General features: G+C 35.0%; 12 protein-coding genes. 6 read left to right on the plus strand and 6 right to left on the minus strand.

What is annotated here, in order from left to right:
- Positions 1-156 precede the first annotated feature (156 nt).
- The 4 genes from ACH2CJ_RS18615 (at position 157) to ACH2CJ_RS18630 (ending at position 6,999) form a co-directional block, all read left to right on the plus strand.
- Entirely contained in the window at positions 157-1,290 is a 1,134-nt protein-coding gene (locus tag ACH2CJ_RS18615; RefSeq protein WP_394995147.1) for a S8 family serine peptidase, read from the plus strand.
- 118 nt (positions 1,291-1,408) lie between these two features.
- Positions 1,409-1,867 (plus strand): hypothetical protein, encoded by a 459-nt coding sequence (locus ACH2CJ_RS18620; RefSeq protein ID WP_394995150.1) that lies wholly within the window; start codon positions 1,409-1,411, stop codon positions 1,865-1,867.
- Positions 1,868-2,264: 397 nt separating this feature from the next.
- Positions 2,265-5,405 (plus strand): SusC/RagA family TonB-linked outer membrane protein, encoded by a 3,141-nt coding sequence (locus ACH2CJ_RS18625; RefSeq protein ID WP_394995152.1) that lies wholly within the window; start codon positions 2,265-2,267, stop codon positions 5,403-5,405.
- A 31-nt stretch (positions 5,406-5,436) separates the two neighbouring features.
- On the plus strand, positions 5,437-6,999 hold the full coding sequence (locus ACH2CJ_RS18630) for a RagB/SusD family nutrient uptake outer membrane protein (protein WP_394995155.1): 1,563 nt from the start codon (positions 5,437-5,439) through the stop codon (positions 6,997-6,999).
- Positions 7,000-7,237: 238 nt separating this feature from the next.
- On the opposite strand, the gene ACH2CJ_RS18635 is transcribed toward ACH2CJ_RS18630, so the two are convergent.
- From ACH2CJ_RS18635 to ACH2CJ_RS18655, 5 genes are all read right to left on the minus strand, one after another.
- A complete protein-coding gene (locus ACH2CJ_RS18635) occupies positions 7,238-8,434 on the minus strand; it encodes a hypothetical protein (RefSeq protein WP_394995158.1) in 1,197 nt (398 codons plus the stop codon).
- Positions 8,431-9,021, minus strand: a complete 591-nt coding sequence (locus ACH2CJ_RS18640; protein WP_394995161.1) for an RNA polymerase sigma factor — start codon at positions 9,019-9,021, stop codon at positions 8,431-8,433. The genes ACH2CJ_RS18635 and ACH2CJ_RS18640 overlap by 4 nt, the downstream gene beginning before the upstream one ends.
- A 241-nt stretch (positions 9,022-9,262) precedes the next feature.
- Entirely contained in the window at positions 9,263-11,434 is a 2,172-nt protein-coding gene (locus ACH2CJ_RS18645) for a TonB-dependent receptor (RefSeq protein WP_394995163.1), read from the minus strand.
- 121 nt (positions 11,435-11,555) lie between these two features.
- The gene (locus ACH2CJ_RS18650) at positions 11,556-12,092 is read right to left on the minus strand and encodes a hypothetical protein (RefSeq protein ID WP_394995165.1); all 537 of its coding nucleotides are present in this window, start codon (positions 12,090-12,092) and stop codon (positions 11,556-11,558) included.
- Positions 12,093-12,141: 49 nt separating this feature from the next.
- On the minus strand, positions 12,142-12,528 hold the full coding sequence (locus tag ACH2CJ_RS18655; RefSeq protein WP_394995167.1) for a hypothetical protein: 387 nt from the start codon (positions 12,526-12,528) through the stop codon (positions 12,142-12,144).
- A gap of 131 nt (positions 12,529-12,659) precedes the next feature.
- Between ACH2CJ_RS18655 and ACH2CJ_RS18660 the strand changes: the two genes are divergently transcribed.
- Together ACH2CJ_RS18660 and ACH2CJ_RS18665 are read left to right on the plus strand one after the other, a co-directional pair.
- On the plus strand, positions 12,660-13,610 hold the full coding sequence (locus ACH2CJ_RS18660) for a ribose-phosphate pyrophosphokinase (RefSeq protein ID WP_394995170.1): 951 nt from the start codon (positions 12,660-12,662) through the stop codon (positions 13,608-13,610).
- A 91-nt stretch (positions 13,611-13,701) separates the two neighbouring features.
- Positions 13,702-14,262, plus strand: a complete 561-nt coding sequence (locus ACH2CJ_RS18665) for a 50S ribosomal protein L25/general stress protein Ctc (RefSeq protein WP_394995172.1) — start codon at positions 13,702-13,704, stop codon at positions 14,260-14,262.
- Positions 14,263-14,500: 238 nt separating this feature from the next.
- Here ACH2CJ_RS18665 and ACH2CJ_RS18670 read toward each other — a convergent pair.
- Positions 14,501-16,028, minus strand: a 1,528-nt coding sequence (locus tag ACH2CJ_RS18670; protein WP_394995174.1) for a 3-coathanger stack domain-containing protein, incomplete at its 5' end; no start/stop codon positions are given.

Consider the following 16,028-nt stretch of genomic DNA (forward strand, 5'->3'; position numbering starts at 1 on the left):
TTTACCCCACTCTGTCTTTTTTTGCTAAAAATTAAAATAATACAATTTGAGTCAAGTTATCTTAAAATAATTATACTTTAAACCCGTAATTCGCATAAAGTAGTTTTATCAAAGATAGATAATAAATCAGAAGATGATTTAAGGGTAGATTTCGTGATGAAACAAATCGGTATTGAAAGTTTTTTGCAGTTGGGGCTAAATGGAAAAGGTGTAACTATTGGGGTAATTGATGCAGGTTATTTTGGGGCAAACGATACTCCAACTTTGAAGCATTTGTTCGATAAAAACCTCGTTTTAGGTACAAAAGATTATGTAAACCCAAAGAAAGTAGATTATTTTGGAGAAAGAGAAACAGCATCTGATTTTCATGGGACTGAAGTTTTGAATGCCATCACGGGGCGAAATATCAAAGAAAATTATCAATTAGGTTTGGCTACAAATGCTAATTTTTATTTGGCTCGTACTGATAGTGGAAACAAGGAATTTAGAGGTGAAGAAGACAATTGGATGGCCGCCATGGAATGGATGGATAGTTTGGGTGTAAGACTCATAAATACTTCATTAGGCTATGCAAAAGGATTCTCGAATCCTAAAGAAAGTTATTTGCCCGAGCAAATGGATGGGAAAACCAGCGTGATTGCACGAGCAGCTAAAATTGCTGTTGAAGAAAAAGGAATGATTGTAGTAGTGTCGGCAGGAAATGAAGGTGATGACAATAGTTGGCAAATCGTTTCAACTCCTGCTGATGTAGAAGGCGTGATTGCAGTAGGAGCAACCAACGAGCTGGGTATGAAAATGGGTTATAGTAGTATTGGGCCAGAGTTTTTGGCGTATAATAAGCCCAATGTTTCGTGTTATTCGCTCTTTGGTACTTCGCTTGCTGCACCAGTAATTACAGGTTTTGTGGCTTGTTTGCTTCAAGCAAACCCTCGTTTGAGTAACAAAGAAATTAAGAAGATTCTCGAAAAATCATCAAGTTTATATCCTTTTGCTAATAATTTTATAGGCTATGGCGTGCCAAATGCTCAAAAAGCCATAGATTTAACAAATAATATTGAACCCAAAATTATTACAAAAACAATAGAAATATTAGAGGGTAAAAAGCAAGCCGAAATTGCATTACAAGCTGGAGAAACAGTAGTTGTTTTTAATAAAAAATCACCTTTTCAAGTTATTTCTCAAGAATCATTGAAGCCAAAATATAATTTTATTTCACTGAAACGCAACCCACATGTAAAGCAAACAACCGTGATTACTCAAAATGAAGTAATTGAGGTTATTTGGAAGTAAGCAGTGTTTTTCGACTTACACTACTTTCGCAGGAAGTCTAATGTTTAAAAATCAGGATTTTATTCAATTAGATAGTAATTTTAAGTTTCAAAAAAAACAAATTAATCTTTACGACATTATGAAATCATTAATCGGATTACTGTGCATTTGTTCAATTCTTATCTCATGTAATACAGCAAGCACATCAAAACCAAAAATTAATCCGTTGCTTGGCACTTGGCAATTACTTTCAGGTACAACCATCGAAAAAGGAGATACAGTCATCACTAATTATACTAAAAATCAATCTTTTATTAAAATCATCAATGAAACACATTTTGCTTTTCTGTTACATGACCTGAAAAAAGGAAAAGATTCTACTTCCACTTTTTCATCGGGAGGTGGTACCTATTCTTTAACGGATAGCATTTATGTAGAACATTTGGAATATTGCAGCGATAGAAATTGGGAGGGAAATGATTTTACGTTTATAGTTACCATCATGGGAGATACTTTGGTACAGCAAGGAATTGAAAAAGTAGAAAATGCGGGTGTTAATAGAATAAATATTGAAAAATATATTAGAGCAAAAAAGTAACAAATTTCATGAAGGTGTCTATCTACTAACTTGGTTTACAAAATAAGGCATTCTCAGTCGTTTGTTCGTAACATACTGAATCTCTAATGCCACCCTTCCTTCATATTAAGTTAAAAACGAACGCTTCAAAAAGTAAAAATCCTACAAAAAATTCTAAAAAATTGAGAATTTTTTTATCGTTCTTACACATTTCAATGCCCTTTTAACTAATATGTTGGCATTGGTATAATTATCACTTACTCAGAATTCATTTATTTCTGGCTTGTTATTATTGATATAATTATATTTTAAAAATAGATTTGCTAAAATTTAACAATAAAATATAACTAATTATTAAAAAAAATTAATAATTTTGAGATGTTATCAATAAACCTTAATTATTTAAACAACCAGCTTTATGAAATGTAAGTTTTATCTTTTTAAATCAAGGTACTTATTAGTGCCGCTCTTATTACTATCGTTCTGGACGTTTGGTCAGAATACATCGGTTACAGGAAAAGTAAGCGATAACAATGGCGAAGCCATTATCGGTGCAAGTATTGCCGTAAAAGGTACTACAAAAGGTGTAGGAACAGACATCAAAGGTAGCTTCAAAATCGAAGTGCCAAGTAGTTCGTCTATTCTTGTTATTTCGTTTGTTGGCTACGATACGCAAGAAGTAGTTGTTGGAAACAAAACTAATTTCGATATTGTACTACTTTCAAGAGACAATGTTTTGGATGAAATGGTAGTAATTGGTTACGGTACACAAAAGAAATCAGATTTAACTGGTGCGGTTGGTTCAGTAAAACAAGAACAACTATTAGAACGCCCCGCAGCTTCTCTTAACCAAGCTCTCTCAGGTAGAATGTCGGGAGTACAAGTAAACACTAACTCTGGCCGCCCAGGGGGTAGAACAACTATTCGAGTGAGAGGCTTTAGTTCAATAAACTCATCGAACAACCCATTATATGTAATTGATGGTGTAATGCTACCTCAAGGAAACCAGTCGCAGTTTAGTTCGGCAATTGACTTCATCAATCCGAATGATGTTGTTTCGGTTGAGGTTTTGAAAGATGCTTCTTCAACCGCAATTTATGGAGCCAGAGGTGCCAACGGTGTGATTTTGATTAGTACCAAAAAAGGTAAAGCAAGCGAAAGTCAGGTAACTTACAGCTCTGATTTTAGTGTAAATACGATTGGACCAAACCGCCCTGAAGTTTTAAATGCCAAACAATACATGGCAGTTGAGGACTTGGCTTGGGCAAATATGCAAAAATATGACCCAGTAGGCTGGAATGCAGGCAAATGGGCATACTTAAACCCAAAATTGCGTCGTACTGACCCTCGTGTATTCGATGCACAAGGAAATGCTTTGTTTGATACCGACTGGTTCAAAGAATCTTCTCAAAATAAATTATCGCAAAACCATCAGTTAGGATTCAATGGTGGAAATGAACGTACGCAATATTCATTCTCGTTGGGTTATAGAGATGACCAAGGTCTTATCAAAACTACCTATTTGAAACGTTATTCAGGAAGATTTACAATTGACGACCAAATAAAAAAATGGCTGAAAGTAGGTGGAACGCTTGCGTATAACAATCAAACAGAGCGTTTGTCGGATGTTAATGATGCTGTTTCTCGTCAGATTGTAGAAGATTTTCCGTTTCTGCCTGTTACATACGCCGACGGAACTTATGCAAATAACAGAGAATTTCCTTTTGCTGAGGGAAGTTTTAGTTCGGTTCACCGTCTGATGGGTCGTCAATTTATATTTAACACCCAGACAACAACGGGCTCGTTGTACTCAAATATTACATTTGCCAAAGGCTTAGAAATGAAAACTGTTTTTGGGACAAATATCATCACTCAAGAAAATAACCAGTCGCAAACCAGAACTTTGGCAATCGGACAACAAGGAACAGCCTCTGCGTCTAATCAAAAGCAAACATTTTGGTCATTAGAGAATTTCTTGACTTACAATAAAACCTTCAATAAAATACATTCATTTACTGGATTATTGGGAGTTTCGTGGCAACAAACTAACTTCTTCAATATTGGTGCCAGTGTACAAGGCTTTGCCACCGACTACTTTGGGTTCAACAACTTAGGTGCAGGTTCTACGCTTCCTGCGGTAGGTTCAGGAGCTTCTCGTTTTGCCTTTAATTCATATTTTGGTCGTATCAACTATAGCTTGAGCAACAAATACTTGTTTACATTTACGGGTAGAGCTGATGGTTCGTCAAGATTTGGAGAAAATGACAAATATGCGTTTTTCCCATCGGGAGCATTCGCTTGGAAGATTTCGGAAGAAGAATTCTTGAATAAAAACACCATCATTTCTAACTTAAAACTTCGCACAAGTTATGGCTTGACTGGTAATTCCGAAATTCCATCTTACTCGTCGTTGTCATTGCTAAGTTCAAACTATGCTACTATCTTCAACGATACACGTGTGTCAGGAACTGGTATTTCTCGTTTGGCAAATCCAAACTTAAAATGGGAAAAAACAGCTCAGACAGATATTGGCTTAGAAATAGGTTTATTTAGTGGTCGTATTAATATTGAAGCTGATTATTATTATCGTAAAACATCTGATATGCTACTTGATGCTCCTGTACCGCAAACAAGTGGCTACGGAACTATCAGACGTAACGTTGGTTCGATGGAAAACAAAGGTTTTGAGTTTGCTGTAAATACTATAAATATTAACACTACTAAATTCCGTTGGAACACAAACTTCAATATTTCATTTAATAAAAACAAAGTTCTTTCGTTGGCAACACCTTCTGATATATTCAACGTAGGTGGGCCCAACTTTACGAACCCTACTAATATTATTCGTATAGGTGAGCCTGTTGGTTCGTTTTGGGGACTTACTCGTTTGGGCGTATGGAGCGAAGCAGAAAGAGACCAAGCTGCCAAATTTACGAGTTATCGGAATGGTCTAACGATTCTTCCAGGCGATATTAAATATTTGGATGTAAACGGTGATAACGCAATTACAGATGCCGACCGCTCAATTATCGGAAACGGTAGCCCGAAATTCTGGGGAGCGTTTACTAACACATGGAAATACGGCAATTTCGACCTTACATTTGAGCTTCAATTTTCTTATGGAAACGATGTAATGATGATGAACCTCCACTCAAGTGAAGATCGCCAAGCATTGGCTAATAGCTATACTTCGGTTTTGAATGCTTGGACTCCACAAAACCAAAACACAATGATTGCTGAAATCAGAGATACAAGAGCAGGATACGTTACAAACGTTGATAGCTGGTGGATTAAAGATGGTTCTTTTTTGCGTGGTAAAAACTTATTGATAGGCTATACTTTTCCTGGAAATGTAACGAGTAAATTGAAATTAAGCCGCTTGCGAGTATATGCAACAGCTCAGAATTTCTTTTTAGTGCTTAAAGATAAAATCGTAGGCGACCCAGAGGTAACACCAACCAACCAAGGCGACGGAAATAGTGCGTTTTCGCAAGGTATGATTTGGCATAATTATCCAAAACCAACCATTTACATGGCAGGTTTACAACTAACGTTTTAATCAATAAATCATCTTGAAAATGACAACAAAAATGAAAATAAAAAATATTTCTAATAAACTAAAAATCGCACTCGTGAGTGTATTTTTGGTTGGACAAACCAGTTGCACAGACTTTTTGGAAGAAAATGCTCCTTCAAACTTAACGCCTGAGAGCTTTTACACTATTCCCGACCACGCCGAAGCTGCTTTGGCTTCTGTATATGCTGATATGAGATTCATGGGCGGTGGTGCTGGTATTTTCTCTTCTAACTGGCAACTTTTAGAAGCAATGACTGGAACTTCGACAACCGAAACGGCTCAAAACTCTGACCTTAATAACTTATATGGTTTGGTTCATGACGGAAACACGGCACACGTAGTAAACTACTGGAATGGTCTTTATAAAGTGATTGCCCAAGCCAACCAAGTGATTGTGAAAGTACCGCCAATTACGCCTATGCCAGATGCTCAAAAGAAGAAAATTCTTGGGGAAGTAAAGTTTTTACGTGCATCGGCATACTTTACTGCAGTAAGGCTTTGGGGGGATATACCGTTGGTTACGAATCCTCAAACGGCAAGTTCAGAAGATTTTTTGCCATCGAGAGCCTCTCAAGAAGATATTTATAAACTTATTATTGCAGATTTGACCGAAGCTGAAAACTCAGGTCTTACATGGATGGACGCAAGTGGAAGAGTAGGTTTGGCTGCTGTGAAAGCTCAGTTGGCTCGTGTTTATCTTACAATGGCAGGTTTTCCGTTGAGCAAAGGTGCTTCGCATTATAAATTAGCGGCAGACAAGGCTCTTGAAGTAATTACTTATTCCAACAGCAACCCTGCTGTAGTTAATCTTTTTCCTACTTATGTTGATGTGCATAAAGAGAATCAAAAAAATAAACTTGAGCACCTTTTTATGATTCAGTATAATACATTGGTAGCTGGAAATCCGATGGGAAATATGTTTCCAAACTTTAAGCCTGTAACATTCAATGGCCCAGGAGGAACTGGTAGCACTGTACCCACTCCGGCTTTTTATAAATCGTATGAAACAGGCGATCTTCGTGCAAAAGACCAAGAAGGATATTTCTATACGAGTTATTTTACCAACGGAAACGGAGCAAAATTTGATTTAGGGGCACCTTATATTTTCAAGCATTTCAACCAAACTTCCAACGGTTCAGCGGGTGTAGCGGGCAGTCGAAACGACAACCTCAATGTACCACAAATTAGATATGCAGAAGTATTATTGATTTTTGCTGAAGCACAAAACGAAGTTGGAGGTCCAAATCAGCAGGCTTACGATTCCTTTAAACGCATCAGAGACCGTGCTACTTTAATGACTCCAGCCGTAGGTAGTTACACAAAAGACTCATTCAGAGAAGCCATTTGGAAAGAAAGATGGCATGAGCTATGTTTTGAGCAAATTACATGGTTTGACATGGTTCGCCTACGTAAGGTTTTCAATGAAACAACAAAGAAATTCGACAATTTTGCAGGTCATATCAACGAAAGCTCAAAGCAACCATTGCAAGAAAAACATTTATTGCTTCCTTTGGGCAAACAAGAAATGTTGAATAATCCGAATTTAAAACCTCAAAACCCTGGTTATCCAAACTAAGAATTTGAAAGTTTATTCAGATAAGCACATTAAAAAAATCCTCTTTTAAACAAAAGAGGATTTTTTTTGACTTTCTAATACGCAAAATTTAAGATGTTGTTTAAGTTTTTTTGGTGGTAAAAAATGATGGGTTTTTACTAAATCAAGGTTGAAAAAGTAAAATTTTGCGAGCAAAATGAGCATTTTTGAAAGTTAAAAAAGGGTATTTTAAGCCCATATCAAAAAACTTAAACAACCTTTAAGGTCTTACCAGAAACTTAGTTGTATAAAACTTGCCTTTGTGGAAGCGGAAGTAGATATTTCCTACACGGACTACACTCATTTCTTTAACTTTTGAAACATTTTCAATATCATCTTCAACCGTATGAATTGAACCTTTTGTCTTTTTTGCAATTTCTATAAAATCAGACTGAAAAGCATAGTTTTTTTGATAGGTTTCACCACAAAGAATAACATGAACCTTCTTTTTTATCTTTGAAAGCGAACGCATATCTTTCACTTCGCTGCTATTGTCGGCAATCATCACAAATTCGTCAGCATCTGGAAAATGTTTTTGAGCATAAAGCAATGCTTCAATATTATTCTCTGGTTTGTCTTTATTGTTTTCTGTATTATTTATTGCTGCAAACATCGTATCCCAAAGTAATAATTCATCTCTTTTTCTTACAGAAAACATTTTTCCTGGAAGTTTTCCTCTTGTTTGTCTGCCCAGACTGTCGCAATCGGTAAAAAATACGATTCCTTTGATGGTCGTATTATCGTTGTTTTCCATCATCCAGTCAAAAACCTGTGTGGTGTAAGGAAACATACTTGTTGTGATATCGCAAACAATTACAACATTTTTCCATTTTTCAATATTTCGGTCAAGAGCTTGATAAGAGGTAAGTTCGTAGATTTTTCCAAGTTGACGCACTCTTGAAATTTTATCACTCATCGAAACGGCACTTGAAGCCATGTAACGAATTTCTTTTTCTGCCAGCCCTTGTATTTCTGGTTTGGGCATTTTTCGTGAGGCAATTTTATCTATTTTTATTTCAGCTACATTTTCTTGAGTTACTTCTGAAGTTTCGTTGAATAATTCGGGAAAAACAGGGTTTTCGTTAGGTACATAAGTTTCAATTGTTTGTTTTTTTACAATACTTTTTGCTGGAATTTGCTTTATTTCAGGCTTTTTTGTTTCAGTATTTACAGGCACATTAGGCTGAGGTACATCTAAAATAGCAGAACTTGCTTGAACGACTACATTATTATCTTTCAACCAATAAAACGACAATCCTACAATTATCACCGCTAAACTTGGAAGTGCAAAACGTAATATGTTACTAATAAATAGTTTACGCTTCATCTGTCTCCAGTCGTCTGGTGAATTATCAGGACTGAATTGCTCCAGTTTTTTTCTGATTATTCGATGAAAATTTTCTTCGTCTTGCATCATTGCATTATTCTTTTGAGCTTCTCTCGAAGCAATCCATTTGCCAAAGATAAATTTGCACGAGAAGTGCTTTCGGCAATTTTTAACATTTCTCCAATTTCTTTGTGCGAATATCCTTCAACTGCATAGAGATTAAAAACCATTCTATAATTAGTAGGCAAACTTTGTACCGCTTTCATTATATCTTCGGACGAAAGTTTGGCATAAACCGATGCGTCACCATAATTAGGGTCAGCTACATTTTCGGGTAGTTTATTTGATAATTTGCGAATATTTTTCCTAAAATGGTCAATTGCTACATTTATCATAATGCGTCTTAACCAAGGCTTTATTCGCTCAATATTCTCAATTTTATCTAAATTTTTGAAAACTTTTAGAAAACCATCGTTCATTATTTCTAAAGCATCATCTCTGTTATCACAGTAACTCATACATACCGACAAAGCGAATCCGTGAAAATGCTCATAAAATTTTTTCATGGCACTTTCCTTGCCTCGTAGGCAGTCTTCGACGACCTCCATCAAACTATTTGAAGTCAATAGCTGCTTTCTGGTTAAGGATTTAAAGTAAATTTCTGCTGTTGTTATCACGAAAAATTTACGCTTAGATGGCTTTGTATCTATGACGTAGATTTGCAGTGAAAACGCTGTTAAAATTATATATTTTCTACACTGTTATGCTCCAAAAATCAAATCATGGCCAGGCTTGCTGATGGTTGCTGGCATATTGACAATGATTTTTATGCAAATTAATTAATTATGTTATTCATTCAAAATCATTTCTTATTTGAAAAGGAAGACTTTGCTGTTAACAAAGTCTTCCTTTATTTACTTAAAATTTATAGTGAACACTTACACCACCAAAGTAATTTGCCTTACTTGGGCCAGGATTTACATCTGTCGTAACATTGGCAGGATAACCATTGCCAGGGTCGGCATCGTTAATATTATTTCCTAAAAACAAGAAAGTATAGTTGATACTATTGGTAAGATTGTTTCCTGCAAAAAATACATCAAAATCAACTTTTGGCCTTACGTGCTTATACCCAATCTTGCTGTTTAATAGCGAAAAACCTTTTACATTATTGCTATTTGCAAAATCAGTAAACACATCTCCCATAAAGTTGAGGGTATTGTTCCAATAAAAGCCAGCTTTCAGTACAACATCGAATCCTACTGAATATTTGGTTTTTGGTACACCAACAATTTGTTTACCTGAATAATCGATAATGCCACTTCCAAATTTAGTTTTGAAATCGCTATACTTAAAATCATAACTTGAAAGATGTAAAAAAGGCTCAATTTTTTTGATAAATCCTTCGCCTTTTCCTGGAATAATTAAATATCCTAAACTCAGCTCAAATCCTTTGTTTTTTTGTGTACCAGTATTTGCAAAATAGGTGTAAGTTCCTCCTGTTGGAATAACTCCAGAAAGTTGCGTCAGTTTATTTGAAATATCAATCGTAAAAAGCGAAAACTGATAATCTAATTTACTGTTGAATAATAACCCTTGAATACCCAAATCAATCATTTTTGCTTTTTCTGGCAGTAGGTCATCATTGGCTTTATTTATAGTACTAATAAATGCTGTACTTGCCGTTGGAGCATTATAACCTTCGCTATAACTCAAGTTAATTATTTGTTTTTTTATCGTTTTTTGTAAAGCAATATGCGGATTTATAGATGTTGAAAATGCTTTACTAAAAGATAAATCCTTGTTATAACCAGCTACCAAACCTAAGGGAGCTAAAAGATCGGTGCGTTTATAGTCGATATGATTTAAACTGACACCCAAAACCAAAGCTAAATCTAATCTACTAAAAGTGATACGATTATGAACAAAATAAGAGTTCTGATTGGTAATATATTTAAAATAAGAACCTTTAGAAATATCTTGAACTTTCAAAGGGTTTGCGTCGTCAGTTCCGAGAAATCTAAAATTCGAAATCAACGATCTTGACTGTTGAATTTCTGTTCCTAAATTTAATTCGTTTAAGGTATTATCGCCAAGATTTGCCTTAATATTGAAAACTGATCTAAAACCAAAATTAGGATTTACACTATTTTCATCGGCTCCCGCAGCCACTCTTTTGAAGTCTTGATTTGAGTAAAAGACAGAAGTATTATTACTGAGTTTATTTGAAAAAATATATTGATGAGTTAATGCAAATCGGGTTGCCTGAATATCATTTCTTGCATTTTTCTTAGCATAGGCAGGGTTTCCGTTATCAATTCCTGCATAATAATCAGCATAAGAAATTTGTCCTGTAACGCCTTCATGCGAGTAATTATGACTCAAAAATGCAATTACAATTTGTTTTTTGCTCAATTTAAATTCGCCCATATAGGTCAAATAATTTTTCAAGCTATTGCCACGTGGACGGTAACCACCCGACTGCAAATGGCCATAACTCAGAAACATCGACGAACTATCATTAACCACATCTAAGCGAGTATTAGATTGAAACAAACCATAAGAGCCAACAATTGCTTTCTCGGTTAATGAAACTCCTTTGTCTTCTGATGGTTTTAAGTAAAAACGAGCAACCCCACCGACACCACCACCATACATTGTTGCGGCAGGTCCTTTTATAACTTCGATGTTGTTTACCAAAGCAAAGTCGATATCGTCCATAATCGTAATACCATCGGCAGTTGTAAGCGGAATGCCATTATAATAAGCTTTTATACCCCAATTATTGAATTTCTGATCATTGCCATATCCTCTAATGATTATACGTTGCCCTCCCAATTGCGTTCTTTTATCAACTTGTACGCCTGCCATTGTTCCTAAACTTTGCTCAATAAAAGCAGGGTTATTCCTGTTTAGTTCTTCTTCGGTTAAGGCCTCTACAGTTTGAGCATGACGCTTAAATTCGCCTCGTTCTTTCGCTGTTTTTTTCTTTTCTCTTACAATTACTTCGTCAAGATTTTTTGGAACATCTTGGGCATAAGAAATGCACGAAATAAGTAGAAAATAAAATAATATAATTGTTTTTCTCATGAGATTGTTAATTTGAAATAAATGAAACAAGATTCCCGCCTTTTGATTTGTATCAAAAGAGTTTTTGAGGAATAACAAAATTTTCCAATATTAAATATTGAAAAAAAGTGCAAGAATTATTTCAAAGCGACTGAGGAGGAGCTAAAATTTTTGAACAATATGAAGAAACATATAAGGATAACAAAGGTGGAAATTTTAATTGTGGCAGATTGAAAATTGTGGTGTTAAGACTCAGTAGTGAATGTGTAGTAAGAATAGTTTGTTGAAAAATCAAAATCAGAATATCTTTTGAAGCTTCATTTAATGGGGAAGTATCACTTTGACTTTGGGCATAATACTGAATCTCAGCACAAAGATTTTGCTCTTCTTCATCAGAAATACAATAATAATTTGCTAATCCATTTTTGGTTTCAATTTTTACGACGTCATATAATTTCTCATTAAACCAAAATTCTTTTCCATCTCGTTCCCATATAATTTTGGCTAAATTTTGTTTAGAACCAATAATACAAGTTAGCCCTTCAGGAACAATATTATTGGATATTTTTAGAATTACTTGCTCTCTAATTATTTCTCTTTCAATACTCAAAATGGCTATAAAGCCACCAATTTTGAGCATAATTATAGAAAGCAAAAATATAGAGAAAAGTCTTTTCATGTATTAATATAATTGGTTACAAAAAAAACGAAAATTCAAGTAAATTCCATCATTTGACCAATACTTTTTTCTTTTTTGGCAAAACAAAATCAAAACCATTCTGAACTTTCAAATTGTATTCAAAAAATTCCAAAGCTCTTTGCATATTACTACGGTTTATGGCAACAAAGTAAGGATGTAGTCCATCACCTCGACGTACCAAGCGAGCATCTAATTTGAAAATAGTACCTTCAGGATAAAGAGCAACTAATTTTGAAGGGCAGCTCACTTTTAAATTACAAGGCACTTTTTGTCCATGAAATGTATGGAGTCGCATACGTTTTTTGCCCAAATCAAAGAAAGATTCGGCAAAAACATCTAAAAAGAAAATTTTGTTTAGTTCTGGAACTTCGTCCACTAACGACAACTGCATCAGTTTTAATCTTTTGTTTGTCATGGTAAATCAAGTGGTTAATCCATGAATATTGCAAATCTATGTAAAAATACAGAAAATATTCAAATCCATCTGTGTTTTTTTAAGCAAAAAGCGTACCTTTGCACTTTGTTTTTCGAGACATAACCAATAACATGGCAGAAGTTAAGATATTTTCAGGTACTTCATCAAAGTATTTGGCAAACCGAGTAGCAGATTATTACGGCAAAGACTTGGGGGGTGTGAGCATCAACCGTTTTGCTGATAGTGAGATTTCAGTAAGTTTCGACGAGTCAGTTCGTGGCTGTGATGTATTTATTGTGCAATCAACATTTCCACCGAGCGATAATATCATGGAGTTGTTGATGCTGATTGATGCAGCTCGTCGTGCTTCAGCTCATTATGTTTGTGCTGTAATTCCATATTTTGGATATGCACGACAAGACCGAAAAGATAAGCCAAGAGTTGGCATTGCCGCAAAATTAATTGCTAATATGCTCACTGCGGCTGGTGCAGACCGAGTAATGACAATGGATTTACATGCAGGACAAATTCAAGGTTTTTTTGATATTCCTGTTGACCATTTGGAAGGAATTTCGGTTTTTGTTCCTTATCTAAAGTCTCAAAACTTGCAAAATTTAAAGTTTGCTTCTCCCGATGTTGGTGGAGTATCACGTTGCCGAAAATTTGCTTCTTATTTTGATGCAGATATTGTGATTTGTGATAAGCACCGCAAAAAAGCCAATGAGATTGCTTCCATGCAATTGATTGGAGAAGTGGAGGGTTCAGACGTGATTTTGGTCGATGATTTGATTGATACAGGTGGAACAATGTGTAAAGCTGCCGAGCTAATAATGGCAAAAGGAGCAAACTCAGTTAGGGCTTTTTGTACGCATCCAGTTTTGTCGGGCAAAGCCAATGAAAATATCTCAAAATCAGTTTTGACCGAATTGGTCGTAACAGACTCGATTCCTTTGCGTTATGATAATGAGAAAATAAAGGTTCTTTCAGTAGCTGAATTATTTGGCAAAGCAATTGGAAGAATCCGCGATAATGGGTCTATTAGCACACTGTTTATAAATTACCAACAAAACTTAGGTTTTTAATATTAAAAGCCTGAGCATTATGTCTTTTTAACCCTCAAGGCATGATTTACACTAAAAACTACTTCTTTTGTGGGTAAAGAAGAAAAAAAATATGAAAAAAACAGAGATTGTAGGGTATCACAGAGCGAATCTCGGACGTCAGGCTTCACAAGAATTACGTGGACAAGGATTGGTTCCGTGTGTATTGTACGGAGGTGCTGAACAAGTATCATTCCATGTTCCGATGTATTTATTTCGTGCGTTGCTTTTCACACCAGATATTTACGAAGTAAATATCAACATTGAAGGAAAAGAATATACAGCGATTTTGCAAGATTCACAATTTCATCCAACTAACGATGAAATTATTCATGCTGATTTCTTGGAAATCACTCCTGATAAAGTGATTAAAGTAGAAGTGCCAATCAAATTGCATGGCCCTTCGGAAGGACAAAAGAAAGGTGGTAAGTTGGTACAAAAATTGCAAAAATTGCATATACAAGGACCAGCTAAATTTATTCCAGATTATATCAATATTGATATTAAAGATTTAGACTTAGGAAAATCAGTTAAAGTTTCTGCTATTGACCCAATTGAAGGTGTAAAAATCTTAGATTCGGCAAATAATCCAGTGGCCATGATTGCTATCCCTCGTGCATTACGTGGTGCGTAATAAAATCGAAGTTATTGTTTGCTAATAGATGTAACGGGCTGATAATCAGTCCGTTATTTTTTTTGGAAATAACACTCAGAGGTTGTTTAAGTTTTTTGATTTGGGCTTAAAATGCACCTTTTTAACTTACTCTTCGTTCAAAAAAGGCTCATTTTGCTCGCAAAATTTCACTTTTTCAACCTTGATTAAGTCAAAAAAGTATCATTTTTTTCCAGCAAAAAAAAATTTAAACAACCTCTCAATTACATCCCTCAATTTTGGCTTCAAAAATCGCCCCACTTTCGGTCTTAAAACCAGGATTTAAAATGATGCTTTTGCCAGTAGAATATAAAATGTTTGAAGAATTATTAAGTACTTTGCTTTGTGAAGTAATGTTTTCAAGAGCTGTATATTCAATATTTCCAAGAGGTATGTCTTTTACTAAATTAAGGTTTTTTTGACATTCACTATTTTTAAGTTTTATTACCCAAAAATCGTCATCTCCGTAGTTAATTGTAACATCATCACTTATGGGAGGTGCTGAATTTCCTACAACTAAATAACCATTATCAAAGGTTGTTGTTAGGCACGTTGCTTCATTATGTCCGGCTCCACCCAAAGTTTTTTCCCATATCAAATTACCATTATTAGGGTCAATTTTTATTAACCAGTAGTCAGCACTACCATGATTTCCTGTTGGGTGTCCTAAAATCTTTGAATATGACTCTCCAGCAATAGCATATTCACCATCAAAAGTTTGAACTATAGACTTACCATATTCATTTCCTTCACCTCCATAACACCTGCTCCATATTTTTTGTCCCAGATTATTGACTTTTATCGTTATAATATCACTTGTTTCAAAACCATCATGTCTATCTATTGAGTCAAAATCGTAAGAATAAGTTTCTCCTGTAATAATAAAATTCCCTTCGGAGTCTTCTATTATTGCTCTTCCAAAGTCATAATTAGAACCTCCAAAATTATTTTTCCATTGAATATCACCTACATTATTGATTTTCACTATCCAAATATCTGACCCGCCTTTATTTTGAATAAAATCACCATCAGTAGAATATGAATACCCAGTTATTGCATACCCTCCATCTTGTGTTTTCTTTATTGCACTTAAAAAGTCAAAACCTGAGCCTCCATAAGATTTTTGCCATTGAATATTACCACTATAATCTATTTTAAGTGCCCAAATATCAGTGTTACCATGATTCTCAGAAACGTCTTGGTCGTTTGACTCAGAATATCCAGCAATAATATATCCACCATCAATGGCTAAACATGCCGAGTATCCCCAATCGTTTGATGTTCCACCAAAATTTTTCTTCCATTGCAGCGTTCCTGAGCTGTTTAATCTTATTACACAGTAATCTATTTGTCCTTTAGCATTGGTAATATCCCCATTAGTAGAATTTGTATTTCCAATGCACAAAAAGCCCCCGTCAACAGTTTGTATAACTTGTTGTAAATAATCTATTCCACTGCCACCCCATGAATTTTTCCATTGGAGTTGTCCAGTATTATTTATTTTTATTATCCAAAAATCAAAACTTCCACGATTAATTACTAAATCATTGTTACTTGATTGGGAATGACCAGCAATAACATATCCACCATCTGGTGTTTCAATTACGCACTCAGCTTTGTCATACAAACTTCCACCATAAGGTTTTTGCCATTGTATTGATGGTTTTTGAGCAAGACAAGTTAATTCAAACAAATAAAAAAATAAACTAAGTAAAATGTGCTTCATGGATTTGAATTGAAATTTGACT

Origin of the sequence: Emticicia sp. (assembly GCF_043780375.1) — a bacterium.
Classification (GTDB): Bacteria; Bacteroidota; Bacteroidia; order Cytophagales; family Spirosomataceae; genus Emticicia.

Coding starts and splice junctions, on each gene's coding strand:
- ACH2CJ_RS18655 (WP_394995167.1), bottom strand. CDS start 12,528: ATGACAAACAAAAGATTAAAACTGATGCAGTTGTCGTTAGTGGACGAA.
- ACH2CJ_RS18630 (WP_394995155.1), top strand. CDS start 5,437: ATGAAAATAAAAAATATTTCTAATAAACTAAAAATCGCACTCGTGAGT.
- ACH2CJ_RS18615 (WP_394995147.1), top strand. CDS start 157: ATGAAACAAATCGGTATTGAAAGTTTTTTGCAGTTGGGGCTAAATGGA.
- ACH2CJ_RS18665 (WP_394995172.1), top strand. CDS start 13,702: ATGAAAAAAACAGAGATTGTAGGGTATCACAGAGCGAATCTCGGACGT.
- ACH2CJ_RS18645 (WP_394995163.1), bottom strand. CDS start 11,434: ATGAGAAAAACAATTATATTATTTTATTTTCTACTTATTTCGTGCATT.
- ACH2CJ_RS18625 (WP_394995152.1), top strand. CDS start 2,265: ATGAAATGTAAGTTTTATCTTTTTAAATCAAGGTACTTATTAGTGCCG.
- ACH2CJ_RS18660 (WP_394995170.1), top strand. CDS start 12,660: ATGGCAGAAGTTAAGATATTTTCAGGTACTTCATCAAAGTATTTGGCA.
- ACH2CJ_RS18620 (WP_394995150.1), top strand. CDS start 1,409: ATGAAATCATTAATCGGATTACTGTGCATTTGTTCAATTCTTATCTCA.
- ACH2CJ_RS18650 (WP_394995165.1), bottom strand. CDS start 12,092: ATGAAAAGACTTTTCTCTATATTTTTGCTTTCTATAATTATGCTCAAA.
- ACH2CJ_RS18635 (WP_394995158.1), bottom strand. CDS start 8,434: ATGATGCAAGACGAAGAAAATTTTCATCGAATAATCAGAAAAAAACTG.